Here is a 22,842-nt window from a genome sequence, read left to right as displayed (position 1 = left end):
ATTCAGCCTCCGCCCACGAAGGTCAGGATTTCCAGCGAGTCGCCGGGTTCAAGGGCCGTGGCGGCGTAGTCGGCGCCGGGCACGATGGCTCCGTTGCGTTCGACGACCACCACGGCGGGGTCCAGGTCGCAGTCGCGCAGCAGGGCGGCCACGGTGGCCGGGCGGGGCAGGGGCCGGGCCCTGCCGTTGACTGTGAGGGTCATCGGGCAGCCTCCTCGGGCTTGTGCCGGGGAGGCCGGGTTCGCGGGGGGCTTGGCAAACGCGGCGCGCCCGCCGGGAGGGGCGGGCGCGCTACGGGTGTGCAGGCTGCTGTGAACCGGCTTCCCTACGGCAGAATGATCTGCATCAGGTTCGGAGGGTCGGGACGTTCGTCCCCTCTCAGCCCCGTCTCGGGGCTCCCCTAGCGCGTGTTTGGAGCCTATGCCCTCGGGCGGGCGATGTAAAGGGTCAACCGCCCATGAGGGTCACGGCCTCGGTGTCCGTCAGCGGGCGGCCCAGGGCGGCGGAGGCGCTGCGCACGCGGCGGGTGGCCTCGCCCACGGCGGGCCCGGGGATGTCGCGGCCCATGCGGTCCATGGCGGCGGCCACGGCGGCGCGTCCGCTCTTGGCGCCCAGGCGCACCTGGCGCGCCCCTCGGGGGCGCCCACGGCCCCGGGGGGGAAGGGCTCGAACAGGGCCGGGTCGCGCAGCATGCCGTGGGCGTGCAGCCCGCTTTCGCAGGCGAAGATGTCGCGCCCGCAGATGGGCTTGTCGCGCGGGATGGGCACGTCGGCCGCGGAGCTGACCAGCAGGCAGGCCTCGCGCACGGCGCGCAGGTCGTAGCCCGCGCCGCCCCGGCGCAGCACGAGGTAGGAGGCGACCTCTTCCAGGCGGGCCACGCCCGTGCGCTCGCCGATGCCCAGCACGCTCACGTCGGCCCAGCGGGCTCCGGCGCCCAGGGCGGTCAGGGCGTTGGCCGTGGCCATGCCGAAGTCGTCGTGGCAGTGCACGCCCACCTCGCCGGGGAACACCTGGCGGACCATCTCCACCAGCCGGGCGGCGCCCGTGGGGTCGAGCACGCCCACGCTATCGGCCAGGCGCACGCGGTCCACGCCCAGGCGCGCGCAGTGGCGCGCGGCTTCGAGCAGGAAGCCCTCGTCGGCCCGCGAGGCGTCTTCCAGGCCGACGGAAACGTAGGCCATGCCCCGGTTGCGGGCCAGGGGAACGACGTTGCGCATGCAGCGCAGCAGCTCCTCGCGCGTGGTGCCCAGGCGCGAGCCCAGGTGCGCGTCGGACACGGGCACCCCCAGGTTCAGGCGCGCGGCTCCGGCGGCGGCGGCCAACTCCACGTCGGCGGCCTTGAGCCGCGACCAGACGGAAAGCGCCGTGGGGTCGGCCAGGCCGCGCGCCCAGGCGAGCAGGTCGGCCAGCCCGTCCTGCCCGGCCCATCCGGCCTCGATTTCCTCCACCCCGGCCCGGACCAGCAGCTTCACGATTTCCCGCTTGGCGGAGGTGTCGAAATAGACGCCGTAGGTCTGGGCGCCTTCGCGCAGTGTCGTGTCTATGAGCATCGGGTCTCTCCTTGTCTGCGGCCGGTTCCGGTCGGTTCGTTCCCCGACGTATTGCAGGGATGGTGCCAGGAAGGTCTTTGCGATTATCTTTAATTATTGCACCGTGTTGTTTTGGCGTGGAGCCGGGAGTGCCCTACCAAAGCGTAGGAACCTACGCTTTGGTAGGGCCGGGAAGGCTGCTTTTGTAGCCTTTGCGGGCCGGGGGGAGGGGGCCTGGATTTTATTATGAAGCAAACCTGCATATTAGCGCATTCAGTCTGCTCTGGCACGCCCTTTGCCCTAGGCCCCCCAAGACACCAACCCATTCCCCGAGCACTTACAACCTGGGAGGCAGACAATGCGAAAGGTAGCAATCTATGGAAAGGGCGGCATCGGCAAGTCCACCACCACGCAGAACACGGTGGCGGGGCTGGCCGAGATGGGCCGCAAGGTCATGGTCGTCGGCTGCGACCCCAAGGCGGACTCGACCCGCCTGCTGCTGGGCGGCCTGGCCCAGAAATCCGTCCTCGACACCCTGCGCGAGGAAGGCGAGGACGTGGATCTCGCCGATATCCGCAAGCCCGGCTTCGGCGGCACCTGGTGCGTGGAGTCCGGCGGCCCCGAGCCGGGCGTGGGCTGCGCCGGTCGCGGCATCATCACGTCCATCAACATGCTGGAGAACCTGGGCGCCTACGAGGAGTCCGAGGGCCTGGACTACGCCTTCTACGACGTTCTCGGCGACGTTGTGTGCGGCGGCTTCGCCATGCCCATCCGCGACGGCAAGGCCGAGGAGATCTACATCGTGTGCTCCGGCGAGATGATGGCCATGTACGCGGCCAACAACATCTGCAAGGGCATCATGAAGTACGCCCAGTCCGGCGGCGTGCGCCTGGGCGGGCTGATCTGCAACTCGCGCAACGTGGATAACGAGAAGGAGATGATCCAGGAGCTGGCCAAGAAGCTCGGCACCCAGATGATCTACTTCGTGCCGCGCGACAACGACGTGCAGCGCGCCGAAATCAACCGCAAGACCGTCATCGAGTGGGACGGCGCGGTGAGCCAGGCCGACCACTACCGCAACCTGGCCAGGGCCATCGACGGCAACGAGATGTTCGTCGTGCCCAAGCCGCTGGCCATCGAGGAACTGGAGCAGTTGCTCATGGACTTCGGCCTGATGCAGCAGGCCTAGCCCGCTGGCGCACCCCTTCCCCCAACACAAGCAAGAAACCCAGGAGAGAAGCGATATGTCGATGATCATGGTCAGGGCCATTGTCCGGCCCGAGAAGGCGGACGACGTTCTTGCGGCCCTCATGGACGCCGGTTTTCCGGCTGTGACCAAGTACTCCGTCGCCGGGCGCGGCAAGCAGCGCGGCATCAAGATCGGCGAAGTGACCTACGACGAGATTCCCAAGACCATGCTCATCAGCGTGGTCCAGGCCCAGGACAAGGATTTCGTGATCCAGACCATCATGACCGCCGCGCGTTCGGGCAAGAAAGGCGCGTTCGGCGACGGCAAGATCTTCGTTTCCGAGGTCGAGGACGTCTACACCATCAGCTCCGGCGTGAGAGACACCGCCCCGGCGGCGGAAGGGGTGCCCGCATGAAGGAAATCGTCGCCGTCGTGCGCATGAACATGATGAACCAGACCAAGAAGGCCATCACCGCCGCCGGTGTGGACGCCTTCTTCGCCCACGAGGCCCAGGGCCGGGGCCAGGGGTTCGTCAATCCCACACTCGTGGCCGGAGCCAGCAAGGGCTACGAGGAGGCCGCCGCCCTGCTGGGCGAGAAGGGCAAGCTCTACCCCAAGCGCATGATCACCGTGGTGGTCAAGGACGACCTGGTGCCCGGCGTGGTCAGCGCCATCATCGAGGCCAACCGTACCGGCAAGCCCGGTGACGGCAAGATATTCGTCCTGCCCGTGGCCGACGCGGTCCGCGTCCGCACCGGCGAGGTGGGACTGAAGTCCATCATCTAGCAAACACGCGAGGAATTCCCATGGCGACGACCAAGCACATGCCCGCGCCCGCCGAGGTCAAGGAGGAGCTGCTCAAGAAGTATCCTCCCAAGGTGGCCCGCAAGCGCGCCAAGCAGATACTCATCACCGAGGCCCAGCAGGCCGAAACCCCGGAAATCACCGCCAACGTGCGGACCATCCCGGGCATCATCACCATGCGCGGCTGCACCTACGCGGGCTGCAAGGGCGTCATTCTCGGGCCCACCCGCGACATCGTGAACATCACCCACGGGCCCATCGGCTGCGGCTTCTACTCCTGGCTCACCCGCCGCAACCAGACCGACGCCTCGGCCCCCGGCGCCGAGAACTACATGACCTACTGCTTCTCCACCGACATGCAGGACCAGGACATCATCTTCGGCGGGGAAAAGAAGCTCGAAGCGGCCATCCAGGAGGCCTACGAAATCTTCCACCCCAAGGCCATCGCCATCTTCGCCACCTGCCCCGTGGGGCTCATCGGCGACGACATCCACGCCGTGGCCCGGAAGATGAAGGCCAAGTTCGGCGACTGCAACGTCTTCGCCTTCTCCTGCGAGGGGTACAAGGGCGTGTCCCAGTCCGCCGGGCACCACATCGCCAACAACCAGATATTCCGCCACGTGGTGGGCGAGAACGATGCCGACAAGCCCGGCGAGTACCGCATCAACCTGCTCGGCGAGTACAACATCGGCGGCGACGGCTTCGAGATCGACCGCATCCTCAAGAAGTGCGGCATCACCAACAACGCCACCGTCTCGGGCAACTCGACCTACGACCAGTTCGCCTCGGCCCACAAGGCCGACCTCAACGCCGTCATGTGCCACCGGTCCATCAACTACGTGGCCGACATGCTGGAGACCAAGTACGGCATCCCGTGGATCAAGGTGAACTTCATCGGCGCGGCCTCCACGGCCAAGTCGCTGCGTAAAATCGCCCAGTACTTCGGCGACCGCTCGCTCATCGACCGCGTGGAAGAGGTCATCGCCGAGGAGATGCCCGAGGTGGAAGCCGTGGCCGCCGACGTGCGCTCGCGCACCGACGGCAAGACGGCCATGCTCTTCGTGGGCGGCTCGCGCGCCCACCACTACCAGGACCTCTTCGCCGAAATCGGCATGAAGAGCATCTCGGCGGGCTACGAGTTCGCCCACCGCGACGACTACGAAGGCCGCCACGTCATCCCCGACCTCAAGGTCGACGCCGACTCGCGCAACATCGAGGAACTGGAAGTCGAGGCCGACGCCGAGCGCTTCTCCTCCCGCAAGACGCCGGACGAGCTGGAAAAGCTCAAGGAAGCCGGGTTCAAGTTCAAGCACTACGACGGCCTGATCCCCGACATGGACAAGGGCACCCTCGTGGTGGACGACCTGAACCAGTACGAGGCCGAGAAGCTCGTGGAGCTTCTGCGCCCGGACATCTTCTGCGCGGGCATCAAGGAGAAGTTCTCCATCCAGAAGCTCGGCATCCCCATGAAGCAGCTCCACAGCTACGACTCCGGCGGCCCCTACGCCGGGTTCAAGGGCGCGGTGAACTTCTACAAGGAGATCGACCGCCTGGTGAACAGCAAGGTCTGGGGCTACCTGAAGGCCCCCTGGCAGGAGCACCCCGAACTCTCCGCCGCCTACGTGTGGGAATAACGGGCCCGGCCCACTACCGCTCAAGGAAACAGACATGCTACTCAGACATACCCCCAAGGAAGTCGCCGAGCGCAAGGCCTTGACCATCAACCCGGCCAAGACCTGCCAGCCCATCGGCGCCATGTACGCGGCGCTCGGCATCCACGGCTGCCTGCCGCACAGCCACGGCTCCCAGGGCTGCTGCGCCTACCACCGCAGCGCCCTGACCCGCCACTACAAGGAACCCGTCAGCGCGGCCACCAGCTCGTTCACCGAGGGTGCCTCGGTGTTCGGCGGCCAGGCCAACCTGCTCCAGGCCATCGACAACATCTTCACCGTCTACGAGCCCGATGTCATCGCCGTGCACACGACCTGCCTGTCCGAAACCATCGGCGACGACCTGAAGCAGATCGCCGACAAGGCCCGGAAGGAAGGCAAGATCCCGGCGGGCAAGCACGTCATCGGCGCCTCCACGCCGAGCTACGTCGGCTCCCACGTCACCGGTTTCTCCTCCATGGTCAAGAGCATGGTGGCGGCCTTCTCGGAAAAGACGGGCAAGAAGAACGGCAAGGTGAACATCATCCCCGGCTGGGTGGAGCCTGCGGACATGGAGGAGCTCAAGCGCCTGGCCACCATGGTCGGCGTGGAGCACATCCTGTTCCCCGACACCTCCGGCGTGCTCAACGGCCCGCTGTCGGGCGAGTACAAGATGTTCCCCGACGGCGGTACCACCGTGGCCGACCTCAAGGCCACGGGCGACGCCATCGGCACCCTGGCTCTGGGCGAATGGTGCTCGGGCGACGCCGCCCGCCTGCTCGACTCGCAGTGCAAGGTGCCCTGCAAGGTGCTCGACATGCCCTTCGGCCTGAGCGCCACCGACCGCTTCGTGGACGCCCTGCGCACGCTGGCGGGCGTCACCGTGCCCGACGAGGTCGCCCTGGAGCGCGGCCAGCTCGTGGACCTCATCTCCGACATGCACCAGTACTTCTACCACAAGAAGGTGGCCCTGGTCGGCGACCCCGACCAGATCATCAGCATGGTCGAATTCCTGGCGACCCTGGACATGCTGCCCGTGCATATCGTCACCGGCACCCCGGGCAAGGCCTTCGAGCGGCGCATCAAGGCCCTGACCAAGGACCTGCCCTGCGAGGTCAACGTGCGCGCCGCGGGCGACATGTTCCTGCTCCACCAGTGGATCAAGAACGAGCCCGTGGATCTGCTCATCGGCAACACCTACTGCAAGTACATCGCCCGCGACGAGGACATCCCCTTCGTGCGCTGGGGTTTCCCGATCCTGGACCGCCAGGGCCACCAGTACTTCCCCACCGTGGGCTACAAGGGCGGCCTGCGCCTGCTGGAGAAGATCCTCGGCGTGCTCCTGGACCGCAAGGACCGCGACGATCCCGAACAGACCTTCGAGCTGGTGCTTTAGCACCCCTTCCCGGGGAGGGGCCGCCCTCCCCGGGCACCATTTCGACCACGAGGCGCAGCCATGACCAACCCCTGCTCCACCGCTCCGCACGCCAGTTCCCGGCCCGCCGGGGCCGCCCGGCTGCTCCTGCCCGTGGCCCCGCGCGCCGCCGCGCGCACCCGTTTCGCGCCCTCGGGCGAGGCGCCCCGGGCGCTCGGCCCGGCCGAGGCCCTGGCCCTGGTGGACGCCGCCGTGGCCGCCGGAGCCGAGCCCCGGGTGCTGACCATCGCCGGGCCCGGCGACCCGCTGGCCCAGCCCGGGCCGACGCTGGAGACCCTGCGCCTGCTGCGCGGGCGCTACCCGCGCGCCACCCTGGAACTGACCGCCCTGGGCCTGGGCGCCGAGGCGCTGGCCGACGATCTGGCCGCCCTGGGCGTGGGCCCGGTGACCCTGCTGGTGGACGCCGTGAGCCCCGAAGCCGTGCAGGCGCTGTACGCCTGGATTCGCCCCGGCGTGCGCACCGTGCCGCTGCCCGAGGCCGCCCGCATGCTGGTGGACGCCCAGGCCCGGGCCGTGTCGGCCCTGCGCGCGGCGGGGCTGGCCGTCCACCTGCGCACCACCGTCTACGCCGGGGTCAACGACACCCAGGTCGAGGCCGTGGCCGCGACCATGGCCGCCCTGGGCGCCGGGGGCATCCGTCTGCTGCCCTTCGACGGGCCCGACGAGGACTGGGCCGCCCTGCGCCCCGATATGGCCCTCATGCACCGCCTGCGCGGGCTGGCCGCGCGCCATCTGCCCCTGCTGGAGCCCGAGGCCGACGGCTCCGAGGCCGCGTCCGCCCCGGCCCGTGCGCCCGGGGCGGACGAGATTCCCGCGCCCGTGCCCGGGCGGCCCAACGTGGCCGTATGCAGCCTGTCCGGCGCGCGGGTGGACCAGCATCTCGGCCAGACCGGGCGCTTCCTGGTCTACGGCGCGCCGGACGGCGTGCCCGTGCTGCTCCAGGTGCGCCCGGCGCCGGAGCCCGGCGGCGGCGACGCCCGCTGGGAGGCCGTGGCCGAAATCCTCGACGATTGTTTCGCCCTGCTGGCCACGGGCGCCGGGGAGCGCCCCCGCGCCGTGCTCGCCCAGCGCGGCGTCCGCGTCCTGGTCCGCGACGGCGGCGTCGGCGGCGCGGTGGGCGCGCTGCTGGGCGTCCCCAAAGGCGGACGGCGCTGCTGCTGACCCTCAACCGACCTCACACACCACAAAGGAGACTCCCCATGGCCCTTCCCGAGCGCATCATCCTCGTCTGCCAGAGCTTCCGTTCCGGGGGCGACCCCAAGGGCATCTGCCACAAGCAGACCGAGGGCTTTCTGCAATATCTCGAAGAGGAAATCCTCGACCGCGGACTGGACGTGCAGATCGCGGCCACCGGCTGCCTGAAGCAGTGCGAGGTCGGCCCGGTGATGGTCGTGCAGCCCGACAACTGGTGGTTCAAGGGCGTGGCCAGCGAGGCGGCCATCGACGCCATCCTGGACGGCATCGAGGCCGGAGAGCCCGCCGCCGAATACCTCATCGCCTAGGACCGCGCCATGACCGACCCCGCCATCCTCGTCCGTCCGGCCACGGCCATCGATCTGCCGGCCATGGTCGCCCTGCTGGGGGAGCTGTTCGCCCTGGAGGCGGACTTCACTCCCGACGCCCAGGCCCAGGCCCGGGGGCTGGCCCTGCTGCTGGCCGACGGGCGCGCCCGGCTGCTGGTGGCCGAGGCCGGGGGGCAGGTGGTGGGCATGTGCAGCGGGCAGTTGCTGGTTTCCACCGCCGAGGGCGCCCCGGCGGCGGTGGTGGAGGATGTGGTGGTCCGCCGGGACTGGCGGGGGCGCGGCGTGGGCCGGGCCCTTTTGGACGCCGTGGCCGCCTGGGCCGCAGGGCGCGGGGCCTGGCGGCTCCAGCTCCTGGCCGACCGCCACAACCTCCCCGCCCTGGCCTTCTACGAACGCACAGGATTTTCAAGCACCCAACTCGTCTGCCTGCGCAGACGCGAGATTCCAGGAGCCTGACATGACCACGGGCATACTCAAGGAACGCAAGGACCAGGTCCACACCGTGGGCGAAAGCCCCTTCGACATCGCCTGCAACCGCGAGAGCCTGGCCGGAGCGGTGAGCCAGCGGGCCTGCGTGTTCTGCGGCTCGCGTGTGGTGCTCTATCCCATTGCCGACGCCCTGCACCTGGTCCACGGGCCCATCGGTTGCGCGGCCTACACCTGGGACATTCGCGGCGCCCTGTCCTCCGGCCCGGAGCTGCACCGGCTGTCGTTTTCCACGGACATTCAGGAGCGCGACGTGATCTTCGGCGGCGAGCCCCGGCTGACCAGGGCGCTGACCGAACTCATCGACCTGCACCGGCCCAAGGCCGCCTTCGTCTACTCGACCTGCATCGTGGGCATCATCGGCGACGACATCCAGGCCGTGTGCCGCAAGGTGGAGCAGGAAAAGGGCATCCCGGTGATCCCGGTCATGTCCGAAGGCTTCAAGGGCAACAAGCGCGCGGGCTACGAGGCCGCCTGCAAGGCCATGATGCACCTGGTGGGCACCGCCGACGTGTCCGGCGTGTCCCCGGTGTCCGTGAACCTGTTCGGCGATTTCAACCTGGCCGGGGAGATCTGGATCATCCGCGACTATCTGGCGCGCATGGGCGTGGAGGTGGTGGCCAACGTCACCGGCGACGGCCGCGTGGCCGACCTGCGCCGGGCCCACGGCGCGGCCCTGAACCTCGTGCAGTGCTCCGGCGCGACCATGGACCTGGCCAGGATGATCAAGGAGCGTTACGGCAAGCCGTTCATTCGCGTCTCCTGGCTGGGCATCGAGGACATGGCCGACTCCCTCTACGCCGTGGCCGAGCATTTCAAGGACATCGACCCCCAGATCGTGACCCGGACCAAGGCCCTGGTGCGCGAGGAACTGGAAGTGCTGCTGCCCCGGTTGCGCGAAATCCGCCGCGACCTGGAGGGCAAGCGCGCCGCCGTTTACGTGGGCGGCGCCTTCAAGGCCTTCTCGCTCATCAAGGCTTTCCGGCACCTGGGCATGCGGGTGGTGGTCGTCGGCTCGCAGACCGGCACCCGCGAGGATTACGAGGAGCTGGCGACCATCACCGATCCCGGCACCATCATCGTGGACGACGCCAACCCCCTGGAACTGTCCCAGTTCATCAAGGAGAAGGACGTGGACGTGTTCGTGGGCGGCGTCAAGGAACGGCCCATCGCCTACAAGCTCGGGGTGGGCTTTTGCGACCACAACCATGAGCGCAAGGAAGCCCTGGAAGGCTTCACGGGCATGCTGAACTTCGCGCGCGAGGTCCACGCCTCGGTCATGAGCCCGGTGTGGCATTTCGTGCCCAGGCGACGCGGCGGGCCGGAGCCTTCGGGTTCCCGGCAACCGACGACCCCCACACCCCCGAACATGGACGGCACCCCGGCCCGCCGCACCGCAGGAGAGAAGTGATGAAGGACTCGCCCTACGTTTCGACGACCAACGCGTGCAAGCTGTGCACCCCCCTGGGCGCGACCCTGGCCTTCAAGGGCGTGGAGGGCTGCGTGCCCTTCCTGCACGGCTCCCAGGGCTGCGCGACCTACATGCGCCGCTACGTCATCAGCCACTACCGCGAGCCGGTGGACATCGCCTCCTCGGCTTTGGGGGAAAAGAACGCCGTGTACGGCGGCGGCCCGAACCTCAAGAAGGGCCTGCTCAACGTCATGCGCAAGTACGAACCCCAGGTCATCGGCGTGGCCACCACCTGCCTGACCGAGACCATCGGCGACGACGTGCCCATGATTCTCAAGGAATTCCGAGCCGAGTTCGGCGACCTGGACCTGCCTGACGTGGTCCAGGTGTCCACGCCGAGCTATTCGGGCACGCATATGGACGGTTTCCACGGCGCGGTGCGCGCCCTGGTGGAGCAACTGGCCGTGGAGCCCGCTCCGGCCTCGCGCACGGTGAACGTCATGCCCGGTTTCGTTTCGGCGGCGGACCTGCGCCACCTGCGCGCCCTGGTGCGCGCCTTCGGCGTGGAGCCCGTGCTGTTGCCCGACTACGCCGACACGTTGGACGGCCCGGCCCTGGAGGACTACCAGACCATCCCCTCGGGCGGCACGCCCGTGGCGGCCATCCGGACCATGGGCGGCGCCCTGGGCAGCATCGAATGCGGCCGCGTGCTGGCCGGGGCCAAGACCACGGCGGGCACGGCCCTGGCCCAGCGTTTCGGCGTGCCCCTGGCGCGGGTCGGCCTGCCCATCGGCCTGCGCGAAACCGACGCCTTCATGGCCGCCCTGGAGGCCGCCACGGGCACGCCCATGCCCAGGGAGCTGGAACTGGAGCGCGGCCGACTGGTGGACGCCTACGTGGACGGGCACAAGTACGTGTTCGGCAAGCGGGCCGTGGTCTACGGCGAGGAGGACCTCGTGATCGGCCTGACGGCGCTTTTGGCCGAGATGGGCGTGCGCCCGGTGCTGTGCGCCACGGGGGCGCGCGGCGAGGGCTTCGGCCGGGCCATCGCCGAGGTCTGCGAGGGGCTGATGCCCGAGCTGCCCCAGGTGCGCACGGGTGCGGACTTCTGGGAGATCGAGGGCGACGCCCGGGCCCTGGCGCCGGACCTGCTGGTCGGCCACTCCAAGGGCTACCGCGCCTCGGGCCGCCTGGACGCGCCCCTGGTGCGCGTGGGCTTCCCCATCCACGACCGCTTCGGCGGCCAGCGCCTGCGCCACCTGGGTTACGGCGGCACGCAGGAACTGTTCGACCGCATCGTCAACACCGTCATCGAACGCAAGCAGAGCACTTCCGACATCGGCTACGGATACATCTAGGAGCGCAGCGTCATGAGAGAACTGAACATCACCCCGCGCACCGAGCGCAACAGGGTCATGCACCCGTGTTTCAACAAGGACGTGAAGGGCGAGTGCGGGCGCGTGCATCTGCCCGTGGCCCCGCGCTGCAACGTGCTGTGCAATTTCTGCAACCGCAAGTTCGACTGCGTGAACGAGTCCCGCCCGGGGGTGACCTCGGCCGTGCTCGGCCCGGCCCAGGCCGCGCGCTACATGGAGCAGGTGCTGGAAAAGGAGCCGCGCATTACCGTGGCGGGCATCGCCGGGCCCGGTGATCCCTTCGCCAACGCCGCCGAAACCCTGGAAACCATGCGTCTCATCCGCGAGCGTTTCCCGCAGTTGCTGTTCTGCGTGTCCACCAACGGGCTGGCCCTGCCGCCGTATCTGGACGCCGTGGCCGAACTGGGCGTGACGCATATGACCGTGACGGTCAACGCGGTGGACCCGGCCATCGCCGGGGCGGTCTACAAGTGGGTGCGCGACGGCAAGGTCGTCTACCGGGGCCTGGAGGCGGGCCGTCTGATCCTGGCGCGGCAGATGGAATCCGTGCGCGGGCTCAAGGCGCGCGGCATCACCGTCAAGGTCAATACCATCGTCCTGCCCGGGGTCAACGACCACCACGTGGCCGAGATCGCGCGGGTCATGGCCGCCGAGGGGGTGGACCTGCACAACCTGATTCCCCTGCATCCCAACCCGGGCACGGCCTTCGGCCACCTGCCCGAGCCCACGGCCGCCGAAATCCGTACCCTGCGCAAGGCCGCCGGGGAGCATCTGGCCCAAATGACCCACTGCAAGCGCTGCCGCGCCGACGCCGTGGGCCTGCTCGACGACGACCGCTCGGGCGAGATGGCGGGCTGCCTGTCGGCCTGCTCGCGCCTGGAACTGCCCGCCGGGGAAACGCGGCCCTACGTGGCCGTGGCCACCCGCGAAGGCATGCTGGTCAACCAGCACCTGGGCGAGGCCCGGGAGTTCCAGGTCTGGGGCCTGCGCGGCGGGGCGCCGGTGCTGGTGGAAACGCGCCAGGCGCCGCCCGCCGGGGGCGGCCCCCGGCGCTGGGAGGCCCTGGCCGCCACCCTGCGCGACTGCCGCGCGGTGCTGTGCGCCGCCGCCGGGCCCATCCCCGCCCAGCTTCTGGCGGAATACGGCCTGACCGTGGAGGTCTGCTCCGGGTTCATCGACGACATGCTTCCGGCGGCCCTGGGCGGCGGCAGCCTCGCGCCCTTCAAGGCCCGGCGGGCCGGGGTCGGCGGCGGCTGCTGCGGCGGGCGCAGCGGCGAGGGCTGCGGCTGATCCGGGCGGTCCGGACGGCCGGGAGCGAAAAACACGATCCAAACCATGCGCCGCAAGGCGGGGAGAGCGCAATGAACAAGGCGACCCTGGAAAAAGTCTTCGAGTACGCATCCAAGCCCGTGCACGGCACCCTGTCGCGCAAGCTGCGCGGCGACATCGCCATCCAGGTCAACGAGGGCGAGGTCTACAACGACGCGACCCTGTTCATCGGCGAAGAGTTCGTCCGCGTGACCTGCGTGAAGGACGGCAAGACCACGAACACTTATTATGACTGGGACAAGATCGTCTCCGTGCGCACCATCGGCCCGGAGGGCTGATCCGCCGCGCGACGGCGGACAATCAAGCACGCCCCGCCGGAGGATCCGGCGGGGCGTGCGTCGTTTGGCGGGGTGCGGGGGAATGGTGTTCCCGTTGCCCGAAGTCCGGCCCTAGAAGCGGTATTCCAGCGTGGTCACCACGCGGTCCTGGTCGCGCCAGCGGCCGTAGTAGCTGGTGCCGGGGCCGTCGAAGATTTCCATGGCCGTGTGCCAGGTCAGGTTGTCGGTCATGCGCCAGGTGGTGCCCACGCGGTGCATGCGCGCGGAGTTGGAGAGCAGGATGTCGGCCAGGTAGTGCAGGCTCACGTCCTCGGTCAGGAACAGTTCGGCGCGCAGCACGGCGTCGTTGCGGCCCAGGCGCGCGTCGCGCGAGGAGATGAAGTAGCCGTCGGCGTTCTGGTGGTGGGTGATGCTCTCGCCCACGTATTCGGCCGTGAGGTCGAAGCGGTGCAGGCCCAGGCGCGCGGGCCAGGACTGGTTGGACCACGTGGAGCCGCCCACGTAGTGCAGGTAGCTGTCGTCCTTGCCGTCCTCGGTGTGGGAGTAGAGGGCCTCGCCGTGGAATTCCAGCTCCTTCCAGGTGGTGGAAAAGCCGCTGGCCAACTGGTCGGCCACGGGGTGCTCCACGGTGATGGCCACCTTGGAGGCGGTCTGGTTCAGGTCCGCGCGCATGACGGGGTAGATGCTCGGGCCCCGGAAGGCCGAGGCGAACAGGTCCCAGCCGCCCATGGTCGTCTTCACGCGGCCCAGGTAGCTCCACTGGTCGGGGTCGTCGGCGTCGGGAAGGTCGTAGCGGGTGGTGATGTCCGGCGTGGTGCCGCCGAAGCTGATGCCGAAGAAGTTCTCGAACAGGGTCACCAGATCGACCTGGGTCAGGCTGGAGAAGAAGTGCAGCCATTCCAGGAAGTCGTCGAACTGGCCCTGGCTGTTGCCGAAGTAGGCCGGGATGCCGCCCCAGGCGTCGCCGGAAACCCAGCGTGACTCGGGGCTGGGCGTCTTGGGCGGGGTGAAGAAGGGCATCAGGGCCACGGTCCAGGTGGTGTCGCCGTCGGGCACGTCCAGGGCCGCCTGCCACACGCCCAGGCGGCGCGGGTCCAACGGATCGTTGAAGTCCACTGGGCTGTAGCGGTTGGCCGGGGAGACCAGGGTCGAGATGCCGTTTTGCAGCACCTTGCGGCCCAGGGTCAGGTCTGCGGCGTCCAGGTCCACCACGGCGTAGAGTTCGTTGATTTCCCAGGCGTTGCGGCGGCGGTTGTCGTCCTGGAAAAAGCGGCTCACGCCCGCGTAGGTGTCCTGCTGGTTGCCCGCCTCGATCCAGCCCGAGGTCACCAGCCGCACGCGTTCCACCGTGGCGCTGGTGGCGTATTCCAGGCGGACTTCGCCGAGGTTGTCCTGGGTGTCCTTGGGCAGGCCGTCGTCGCCCGCCGTTTGCAGGAAGTGGGCCCCGCGCAGGCGCACGGTGAGGTCCAGGTTGTCGGCGAACTGGGCGGCGGCGCCCTGGGCCTGCGGGGCGGCCTGTTCCTTCTCGGCGCTGGCGGCCATGGCCGCGTCCAGGTCCTGAAGCAGGTCCACTTCGTCGGCGGCGGCGGGCAGGGCCGTCAGGGCCAGGGCCAGCAGCCATGCCGCCAGGGGCAGGGCGTGCGCGGGGCGGCGGATCGCGGGGTGTTTCATGGCCTCATCCTTGGTGTTGCAGGGATTTCTGGTAGTACATGACGTTGGCGATGGCCAGCCGGTGGCCGAGGATGCGCGCCAGGTTGCGGTGGGCCATGCTGGCCAGGCGCGGGTACAGCCGGTGCAGGCGCAGGAAGTCGGCGTGGCTGATCTCCACCAGGTGCAGGTCCGAGAAGGCGCGGGCGGAGTAGGAGCGCGGCCCGGGGTCGAGCATGGCCGTCTGGCCGAACACGTCGCCCACGCCGAACAGGGCGTAGGGCACCTCGCGCCCGGTGTCCTCCTGGATGGAGAAGGCCCGGACCTCGCCGTCCAGGATGATGTACATGGAATCGCCCTGGTCCCATTCGTTGAAGATCGTTTCCCCGGCACGGCGTTCCTGGATGCGGCCCATGAGGATGAGCTTCTTGATGTGCCACAGGCGCAGGTCGCGGAAGAACTCCGACTGGCGGATGAGCTGCGGGTCCACGTGCAGGGAGAGCATGTCCCACAGGGTGAGCAGCTTGGTGTTGGTCAGCAGCGGCCCGGTGAGCAGCAGGTCGCCCGCCAGGGCGGCGATCATCACCAGGGCCGAGAGGGCGCCGAACTGGATGATGGTCACGAACTCCGAGGCCAGCAGCACCGAGAAGCCCAGGGCCAGGGCCAGGGAGGTGGCCGTCACCGGCCGGATTTCGGCGTGGATGCAGACCTCCATGGCCCGGTGCTGGTCCTTCAGGCGCAGCATTTCCTTGTTGTAGCGGGTCATGAAGTGGATGGTGTCGTCCACGGCGATGCCGATGGCGATGGCCGCGACCATGGCCGTGCCGATGTTCAGCGGGATGCCCAGGATGCCCATGGTGCCGAACATGATGAGCACCGGGAAGATGTTGGGCAGCAGGGAGAGCAGCCCGGCCTTCATGTTCACGAACAGCACGGACATGATGAGGAAGATGATGCCCAGCAAAAGGGCGATGGACAGGGCCTGGCCCTCGGCGATGCTGTCCGCGCCGCCCAGGATGAGCATGCTTTCGCCGGTGAAGTCGCTCGTGTAGTGCGGGCCGAGGGTCTGGTCCATGAAGGTGCGCAGCCCGGCCAGGGCCTGCTTCTGGTCGTAGGACGATTGCAGGCTGTGGCGGACCAGGATGTGGAACTGGCTGAAGTCGGGGCTCACGCTGCGGCGCAGGTCCGAGTCGTGGATGAACAGCAGGTACTGGGCGACCTGGGCCTCGGTGTCGGGGATGGTGTAGTAGGCCGGGTCGCCGCCGTGCATCTCGCGGTTGATGAGCCGCAGGGAGTCGGCCAGGGAGAAGGACGTGTCGAAGTCCGGGCTGGCGGCGATGTAGTCCTGGATGGCCGCCATGGCGCGCAGGGCGTCGGGCTTCTTGAACATGCCCTCCACGCCGCTGGCCACGGCGATGGAGAAGGTCTGCACGCCGGGCAGGTGTGCGCCCATGGCCTCGGTGCGCTGGCGGATGGGCGAGGATTTCTTGAACACGCCCAGGATGTCGTTGTTCAGCCGCACGTTGACCGCGAACAGGGAAATGCCCACGGCGAACAGCAGCAGCCCGGCCACGAGCTTGCGGTCGTGGCGGTTGGCGGCGGCGCTGGCGGCGCGGCCGAGCACGTCGAAGAGGCTCAGGCTCTTCTTCCAGGGCTGGGGCTCGGCGTCCTCGTCGTCGTCGGGCCGGGCGGGCCCGGCCGGGGCCTGGGGCGAGGCGCCGCGCCCGCCCGTCAGGCGCAGGTAGGCCGGGATGAGCGCCACGGTGATCACGGGGTTGACCAGCAGCCCGAAGGCGGCGGCCATGCCGAACTGGCGCAGGATTTCGATCTTGTTCACCGTGATGGAGGCAAAGCCCAGGAAGGTCGTCAGGCTGGTGATGAGGATGACCACGCCCATCTTGGAGACCATGTAGTCGAAGGCCAGCTTGCCCGGGCCGCGCTTGTGCAGCCCCTCGCGGTATTCCGAGATCAGGTGGATGTCCTCGGTGGAGCCGATGACGATGACCAGCGAGGGCACGATGATGGTCAGGATGTTCAGCGGGATGTCGGCCAGGACCATGAAGGCCGCCATCCAGCAGATGCTCGTGCCCGCCGTGAGCAGCGGCAGGATGGCGCTGGCGGGCGAGCGGGTCATGAGCACCAGGGTCAGGATGAGCACGGCCACGGACAGCGGCACGAGGCGCATCTGGTCGTGGATCATGGTCTGGGAGATGACCGTGCGGAAGTACGGGTTGCCGAGCTGGAAGGCCTCCTCGAAACGGCCCTGGCAGGGTTCGAGGAGCTTTTCGATGGCGGCGGCCAGGGTGTCGTAGAACTGCGGGTCGTCCGGGTCGGGCTCCACGAAGACGTTGACCGAGGTGGTCGTGCCGTCGCGCGAGAGCAGGTTGCCCGCCACCAGCGTGTTTTCCAGGGCGCGGGCCCTGGCGGCCAGGGCTTCCTCGCGGTCCGCCGGGGGCTGGCGCATGAGCGGGCCGGAGCGCAGGGTGCCCGCGTCGTTGCGGAAGTCGGCCACGGAGAACAGGCTCTCCACGCGCACCACCCCGGGCAGGCTCTCCAACTGGTAGGCCAGCTCCTCGATGAGCGCCAGGCGTTCGGGGTCGAACAGGTCGGGGTCGCGCAGGCAGACGACGGTGACCTGGTCGGTGCCGAAGGTCTCCACCGTGCGCTCGTACATGGCCCGCGCCCGGGGGTCGTCGGTCATCATCCCGTCCACGGACGGGTCCAGGCGCAGGTCCTTGGCGATGAAAAGCGAGGCCGCGGTGACGACGGCCAGGGTCAGCACGACCGCCCAGGGGTGGGCGTAGGCAAAACGCATGAATCGCTGCACGGGCAAACTCCGGCTGGGCTGGCGGGGCGCTGGGGGCTATTGCAGGGCGCGGCCCTGGGTCACGTACAGCTCGGTGAACACCTCGTCGTCGATGGACGCATCCACCGCGAAGGCGGCCAGGCCCATGAGCGTCTGGTGCTTGGCGCGCAGGTTGTTCATCAGCGTCTTGCGCGCGATCCACATGTCGCCGCGCACGTTCTCCAGGTCGTGGGCGGTCTGGACCTTGACGAGCCTGCCGCGCGGGTCGTGGTATTCGATCTTGACGGTGAAGGTGATGTCCTTGCGCACGTAGAACACGCGCTTGCCGTAGCCCGACTCCCTGGCCTTGGTCTCGTTGGCGGGAACGACCTCGATGACGTGGCAGTCCTGGCCGTCCACGTCCGCCGAGCCGGTGAGGGTCATGGTGTACTGTTCCAGGTCGTCGGGCTCCATGTCCTCGTAGGTGAAGTCGGTGCCCATGAAGAAGTCGGCCTTGGAGCTGGAGGCCACGCGCTGCATCTTGCCCGTGGAGGGCATGTACAGCCATTGGCTGGCCAGCGCATCTTCGGTCTCCCAACTGAGCAGCGCCGTTCCGGCCAGGTCCGCCGGGGCGCTGAAGACCATGAGCGTGCGCGCCAGTCCATCAGTCATGGTTTTTTTCCAGGTCTTGAACTCGCGCTGCTTCTTGTTGCCCGTGTTGTCGGCCAGGATCATGACCACGGTGGACGTGGCGCTGGACGTTTCGTGCAGGTCGCGCTGGCGTTCCAGGATGGCCCGGCCGTCGGCCGCGGCGTCGGCGCGGGCCTCGGTGCAGGGCAGGGCGAACAGGAGGCAGATGAGAAGCGGGACGATGGACGCCAGGGGCATAGGCAACTCCTTGTTTTGGGGAGCCGCAGCATAAGTCAAAGACACCACGTTTTCCATCGGAAATATTGGTGCGCGGGGGATGCCCGGCCGGGGCGGTCCGGTGCGGAGGCGACGGCGGCGGGGCGTGCGGTCAGCGCGCGTTGCGCAGGCGCATGCGCTCGGCGGCCACGCGGTCTTCGAGGTCGAACTTGCGGATGCGGTAGCCGATCTGACGTTCAGTGAGGCCCAGGGTCTCGGCGGCGCGGCGCTTGATCCAGCCCGCCTCGCGCAGGGCGGAGATGATCTCGGCGCGCTCCATTTCCTTGAGGGAGGGCTTGCGCTGCTGCGGGCCGTCGTCGTGGGGCAGGGTGGCCCGGGCGGCGGGGCCCGCGTGTCCGGCCGGGGCGCCCGCGCCGGTGTCCAGGGCCAGGCGGACCAGGGTCTCGTCGATGCGGTCGCCTTCGGCCATGATCACCAGCCGTTCGACCAGGTGTTCCAGCTCGCGCACGTTGCCCGGCCAGTCGCTGGCGGTGAGGAAATCCAGCGCCCCGGGGGTCAGGAAGAGGTTGCGCCCGTACTCGTGGGCCATCTTGCGCAGGAAGTGGTTGAGCAGGCCGGGCACGTCCTCCTTGCGGCGGCGCAGGGGCGGCACGGTGATGGGGAACACGTTCAGGCGGTAGTAGAGGTCCAGGCGGAACTCGCCCTGGTCGACCAGTTCGCGCAGGTCGCGGTTGGTGGCGGCCAGGATGCGCACGTCTACGGTCTGGGTGCGGTTGCCGCCGATGCGCTCGAACTCGCGCTCCTGGATCACGCGCAGCAGCTTGGATTGCAGCGGCAGGGGCAACTCGCCGATTTCGTCCAGGAAGATGCTGCCCCGGTGGGCGTCCTCGAAACGGCCGGGCTTGGAGGACGTGGCGCCGGTAAAGGCGCCTTTTTCGTAACCGAACAACTCGGATTCCAGGAGATTTTCGGGGATGGAGGCGCAGTTGACCTTGACGAAGGGGTGGGCCTTGCGTTCGGAGAGATCGTGGATGATGCGCGCGATGAGGGTCTTGCCCGTGCCGGACTCGCCGAGCAGCAGCACGGTGGCCTTGGTGGGCGCGACCTTCTCGATCTGGCGCTCGACCTCCTGCATGGGCGTGCTGGCGCCGACGATGTACAGCCCGCGCGTCTCCTTGGAAATCTGGTACTTGAGGGTCACGTTCTCGCGGCGCAGCTCCTCCTCGCGCCGCCGCACCGTCTCGCTGATGCGGAACATCTGGGCCAGCAGGGTGGCCACCACGTTGAGGAAGTCGATGTCCTCGCGCACGTCCACGCCCTCGCCGAAAAGCCGGTCCACGCTGAGCACGCCGATGGTCTCGTTGCCCAGGATGATGGGCACGCCGGTGTAGGACACGGGGCGCGCCCCGCCGTCGCGGGCGCGGGTCTTGTTCAGGAACAGCGGCTCGTTGCAGACGTTGGGGATGTGCAGCGGGGTGGCGGTGCGGAAGATTTTCCCCGTGGCGCCCTCGTTGGTCTTGTAGACGCCCCGGCGGCGCTCCTCCTCGGTCAGCCCGTGGGAGGCCATGATGACCAGTTCGCCGGTGTCGCGGTCGAGCATGGTCACGGTGGCGCGCTCCATGGCCAGGGATGCCGACAGGATGCGCAGGGCCTCCTTGAGGGCCTGGCCGAGGTCCAGGGCCTTGTGGATGATGGTGCTGATCTCGGAGAGCACTTGCAGCTTGAGCTGGGTCAGGGACGGCGGCATGGAGCGGGCTATGCAACCGCAGTGCCGGAGTGCGCGGCGGCGGCGTCTCCCAGGAATCGGCAGCCATTATATTGATTTTATTTGTTTTATGTTGAGGCGAGGAAGCGAGGAGTTCGGGGCGGGCACTGTCCTGTGTTGACAAAAAAGGAAAACACACCTGCAGTTTAAGCAAAATTGTCGAAGCTTCTGGCTGGAATTGTCAATTTCAGCAGATGCCCGCGCCGCCCGTGACGCGCGGGGCGGCACGGGCGGCCTTTCCGGGGCGGGCGGTCAGTATTCCTGGGCCTCCAGGTCCACGCCCAGGCGTTCCCACTGGGCCTGGGCCTCGGCCCGGGCCCGCTCGGCCTCGGCCTCGGTCCAGGGGTCGAGCACCAGGGTCTCGGCCACGAGCTGCCAGATGTACTTCACCTCGTACCTGGCCTCGGGGTAGAACTTGGGGATGCGCTTCATGATCTGGTCGCGGCAGTTGGAGCAGCCGACCACCACCACGTCGGCCCCGGTGCGCCGGATCTGGTTGAACTTGTGGCGCGCCTGCCAGGCGGATTCCTTTTCGTAGGGCATGGGCCACATGCCGCCCCCGGCGCCGCAGCAGTAGTTCAGCTCGCGGTTGGGGGTCATCTCGGCGAAATCGTCCACGCACTGGCGCAGTATCCAGCGCGGCTCCTCGAAGAACCCGCGCCCGAAGTGGCGCAGCAGTTCGCGCCCGTGCTTACACGAGTCGTGCCAGGTGAAGCGCCGCCCGGCGTTGACCGACGGGTCCAGGCGGATGCGCCCGTCGCGGATGAGCTCCACCAGATAGTCGTAGAGGTAGAGGTAGCCCACGCGGTTGTTGGGGTCCTCGACCACGCAGCGTTCCATGCCCTTGCGGCAGCCGTAGGAGCCCCCGCCGCAGTCGGGCATGATCATGCGTTCGATGCCCATGCGCTGCATGTAGTCGATCTTGCGCTTGGCCAGCAGGCGGTTGGCGTCGTAGTTGCCGGTGAACAGCGCCCAGTCCACGGCCTCCCAGCCCTCGCTGGGCACGGTCCAGTTCTCGCGCGCGGCGTAGAAGATGCGCCACCACCAGAGCTGGTCCTCGAAGTCGCCGTAGACCTCCTTGGAGTTGGGGAAGAACAGTATCTTGGCCTCCTGCCGGTCCACGGGCACATAGAAGCCCGGGCAGTCGTCGTCGGCCATTTCCTGGCCCAGTTCGGCCATGCCGGTCAGGTAGTCCTCGCGGGCGATGGCCAGGTTGTTGCCGGTCTCGACGTTGTTGGCCATGCCTTTGTGCAGGCTGCCGGGCACCTTGTCGCGCTCGCGCAGGTGCTTCATGTGGCCCATGACCCCGGGGATGTCCACGCCCTGGGGGCAGGCCTGGGCGCAGCGGCCGCAGCCCGTGCACAGCCAGGGGAAGGCCGAGTCCACGACCTCGTCCACCAGGCCCAGGGCCAGCATGCGCATGACGCGGCGGGTGTCCCAGCCTTCCATGCCCGGGGTCCCGGTCACGGGGCAGCCGTTGGAGCAGGTGCCGCAGGCCGTGCAGGCGTTGAAATCGAACTTGGCCAGATAGTCGCGGACATCGGCGGGCATCGCCCGGGGAATCACGGGCGGCGGGGCCTGGGGCGCGGCGGTTTGGGGCGCTGTATCCATGGCAAGCTCCTTGGGCGCTTGGAGCCGCCGGAGGCGCGGAAGCGCTCCCCCGGCGGGCGGTTGCGGCCCGGGGGCGGCGGGTGCCCCCGGGCCGTCGGGCTAGGCCGTGGTCGGTTCGGCGGCCCGCTCCGGCTGCACGGCGGCGCCGGACTGGTCGTAGAACATGCCGCAGCGCAGGTCGAAGTGGCGGTTGATGCTCATGGTCGGGCAGCTCGCGTTCAGGGCCACCTGGGCCACCGTGGAGCCGAGGTAGGCCTCCTCGGGGTCCTTCTCCTGGCTGTGGTGGGCCATGAGAATCAGGTCGGCCCCGCGCATCCGGGCGTACTTGAGGATTTCCATGGACGGCACGCCCTCCCAGCTCTCGTAGGACACTTCGCGGATGCCTTCCAGGCGCGGTGCGAATTCCTTGAGCATCCGCTGGCGGGCTTCGGCGATGCCGGTTTCGATCTGGCGCTGGTCGGGCGCCTCCATGCCGTGGCCCACGTCCAGCGCGTGGAAGACGTGCAGGGCCGCGCCGTACTGGCGGGCGAGCTGCCCGCCGTAGCCCACGGCGCATTCGGCCTGGAAGGAGAAGTCCGTGGCCACCACGATGCTGGCGAACTGCATCCGGCCTTCGGGCACCTCGCGGGCCACGATCATCACCGGGCAGCGCGCCTTCTGGCTCACGCGCTCGATGTTCGAGCCCGCGATGCCCCACATGCGCGAGCGGCGTTGCAGGTCGTCTTCGGTGCTGCATCCCATGACGATGAGGTCCGCGTTCTTCTTGCGCGCCAGACGCAGGATTTCGGCGTGCGGGATGCCGGGCACCACGAGCACGTCGCAGCCCGGGCAGTCCGCGAGCTGGGGGGCGTAGACCTGCTCGATGGTCGCCTTGATGCGCTCCACTTCGCCCGACGGCATGAGGTGCTCGATGGCGCCCCAGCCGGGGGACGGCAGGCCGCAGACGTGAAGCAGGGTCATGTTCGCCTCGTGCTTGCGGGCGAAGGCGAAGGCGGCGTTGGCCGCGCTGCGGCAGACCTCGGACGGTGTCACAGCCAGGATGATGTCCTTGAACATGATGTTACCCCCTGTTGCAGGGTTGATCCTCGGCCTTGGCGCCCGGCGGGCCGGGCCTTGGCCGGGGGGCGGGGGTGCCTCCGCCCCCCGGCGGCCCCTTGC

At 68.6% G+C, this 22,842-nt stretch carries 20 protein-coding genes and 1 riboswitch; of the genes, 12 read left to right on the top strand and 8 right to left on the bottom strand.

Annotated elements, in window-relative coordinates:
* Nucleotides 1-2: 2 nt before the first annotated feature.
* Together thiS and ACZ5KV_RS02280 are read right to left on the bottom strand one after the other, a co-directional pair.
* On the bottom strand, nt 3-203 hold the full coding sequence (thiS, locus tag ACZ5KV_RS02285; RefSeq protein WP_464240727.1) for a sulfur carrier protein ThiS: 201 nt from the start codon (nt 201-203) through the stop codon (nt 3-5).
* A gap of 102 nt (nt 204-305) precedes the next feature.
* Nucleotides 306-412: riboswitch (TPP riboswitch) on the bottom strand.
* A 70-nt stretch (nt 413-482) separates the two neighbouring features.
* Nucleotides 483-1,550, bottom strand: coding sequence for a LeuA family protein (locus ACZ5KV_RS02280; protein ID WP_464240726.1), 1,068 nt, complete (start codon nt 1,548-1,550; stop codon nt 483-485).
* A 337-nt stretch (nt 1,551-1,887) separates the two neighbouring features.
* Between ACZ5KV_RS02280 and nifH the strand changes: the two genes are divergently transcribed.
* The 12 genes from nifH (at nt 1,888) to ACZ5KV_RS02220 (ending at nt 13,009) form a co-directional block, all read left to right on the top strand.
* Entirely contained in the window at nt 1,888-2,718 is an 831-nt protein-coding gene (gene nifH / locus ACZ5KV_RS02275; RefSeq protein ID WP_464240725.1) for a nitrogenase iron protein, read from the top strand.
* Between the two features lie 61 nt (nt 2,719-2,779).
* The gene (locus ACZ5KV_RS02270; RefSeq protein ID WP_464241792.1) at nt 2,780-3,133 is read left to right on the top strand and encodes a P-II family nitrogen regulator; all 354 of its coding nucleotides are present in this window, start codon (nt 2,780-2,782) and stop codon (nt 3,131-3,133) included.
* Complete coding sequence (locus tag ACZ5KV_RS02265; protein WP_464240724.1) at nt 3,130-3,504, top strand: P-II family nitrogen regulator; 375 nt, start codon at nt 3,130-3,132, stop codon at nt 3,502-3,504. Before ACZ5KV_RS02270 ends, ACZ5KV_RS02265 begins: the two co-directional genes overlap by 4 nt.
* 20 nt (nt 3,505-3,524) lie before the next feature.
* Nucleotides 3,525-5,156, top strand: coding sequence for a nitrogenase molybdenum-iron protein alpha chain (gene nifD, locus ACZ5KV_RS02260; protein ID WP_464240723.1), 1,632 nt, complete (start codon nt 3,525-3,527; stop codon nt 5,154-5,156).
* Nucleotides 5,157-5,190: 34 nt separating this feature from the next.
* Complete coding sequence (gene nifK, locus ACZ5KV_RS02255) at nt 5,191-6,567, top strand: nitrogenase molybdenum-iron protein subunit beta (protein ID WP_464240722.1); 1,377 nt, start codon at nt 5,191-5,193, stop codon at nt 6,565-6,567.
* Between the two features lie 60 nt (nt 6,568-6,627).
* Nucleotides 6,628-7,767, top strand: coding sequence for a NifB/NifX family molybdenum-iron cluster-binding protein (locus ACZ5KV_RS02250; RefSeq protein WP_464240721.1), 1,140 nt, complete (start codon nt 6,628-6,630; stop codon nt 7,765-7,767).
* Nucleotides 7,768-7,805: 38 nt separating this feature from the next.
* Complete coding sequence (locus tag ACZ5KV_RS02245; protein ID WP_464240720.1) at nt 7,806-8,108, top strand: (2Fe-2S) ferredoxin domain-containing protein; 303 nt, start codon at nt 7,806-7,808, stop codon at nt 8,106-8,108.
* Nucleotides 8,109-8,117: 9 nt separating this feature from the next.
* Nucleotides 8,118-8,585, top strand: a complete 468-nt coding sequence (locus ACZ5KV_RS02240) for an N-acetyltransferase family protein (protein ID WP_464240719.1) — start codon at nt 8,118-8,120, stop codon at nt 8,583-8,585.
* Nucleotide 8,586: 1 nt separating this feature from the next.
* Complete coding sequence (nifE, locus tag ACZ5KV_RS02235) at nt 8,587-10,026, top strand: nitrogenase iron-molybdenum cofactor biosynthesis protein NifE (RefSeq protein WP_464240718.1); 1,440 nt, start codon at nt 8,587-8,589, stop codon at nt 10,024-10,026.
* Nucleotides 10,026-11,384: a nitrogenase component 1 gene (locus ACZ5KV_RS02230; protein ID WP_464240717.1), complete on the top strand. Its 1,359-nt coding sequence runs from the start codon at nt 10,026-10,028 to the stop codon at nt 11,382-11,384. Before nifE ends, ACZ5KV_RS02230 begins: the two co-directional genes overlap by 1 nt.
* Nucleotides 11,385-11,396: 12 nt before the next feature.
* Nucleotides 11,397-12,692 carry a radical SAM protein gene (locus tag ACZ5KV_RS02225; RefSeq protein WP_464240716.1) on the top strand — a complete coding sequence of 432 codons (1,296 nt, stop codon included), beginning with the start codon at nt 11,397-11,399 and terminating at the stop codon, nt 12,690-12,692.
* Nucleotides 12,693-12,763: 71 nt separating this feature from the next.
* Nucleotides 12,764-13,009 carry a hypothetical protein gene (locus ACZ5KV_RS02220; RefSeq protein ID WP_464240715.1) on the top strand — a complete coding sequence of 82 codons (246 nt, stop codon included), beginning with the start codon at nt 12,764-12,766 and terminating at the stop codon, nt 13,007-13,009.
* Between the two features lie 111 nt (nt 13,010-13,120).
* Here ACZ5KV_RS02220 and ACZ5KV_RS02215 read toward each other — a convergent pair whose 3' ends face one another.
* The 6 genes from ACZ5KV_RS02215 to ACZ5KV_RS02190 form a co-directional block, all read right to left on the bottom strand.
* Entirely contained in the window at nt 13,121-14,680 is a 1,560-nt protein-coding gene (locus tag ACZ5KV_RS02215) for a hypothetical protein (RefSeq protein WP_464240714.1), read from the bottom strand.
* 4 nt (nt 14,681-14,684) lie between these two features.
* Nucleotides 14,685-17,483, bottom strand: coding sequence for an MMPL family transporter (locus ACZ5KV_RS02210; protein WP_464240713.1), 2,799 nt, complete (start codon nt 17,481-17,483; stop codon nt 14,685-14,687).
* Nucleotides 17,484-17,519: 36 nt separating this feature from the next.
* Nucleotides 17,520-18,329, bottom strand: a complete 810-nt coding sequence (locus ACZ5KV_RS02205; protein WP_464240712.1) for an outer membrane lipoprotein-sorting protein — start codon at nt 18,327-18,329, stop codon at nt 17,520-17,522.
* 130 nt (nt 18,330-18,459) lie between these two features.
* Nucleotides 18,460-20,055, bottom strand: coding sequence for a sigma 54-interacting transcriptional regulator (locus ACZ5KV_RS02200; protein WP_464240711.1), 1,596 nt, complete (start codon nt 20,053-20,055; stop codon nt 18,460-18,462).
* A gap of 270 nt (nt 20,056-20,325) precedes the next feature.
* On the bottom strand, nt 20,326-21,684 hold the full coding sequence (locus ACZ5KV_RS02195; RefSeq protein WP_464240710.1) for a (Fe-S)-binding protein: 1,359 nt from the start codon (nt 21,682-21,684) through the stop codon (nt 20,326-20,328).
* Between the two features lie 99 nt (nt 21,685-21,783).
* Nucleotides 21,784-22,740 carry a universal stress protein gene (locus tag ACZ5KV_RS02190; protein WP_464240709.1) on the bottom strand — a complete coding sequence of 319 codons (957 nt, stop codon included), beginning with the start codon at nt 22,738-22,740 and terminating at the stop codon, nt 21,784-21,786.
* Between the last annotated feature and the right edge of the window lie 102 nt (nt 22,741-22,842).

This window comes from Desulfocurvus thunnarius (genome assembly GCF_055390965.1).
This window is presented reverse-complemented; position numbering and strand designations above follow the sequence as displayed.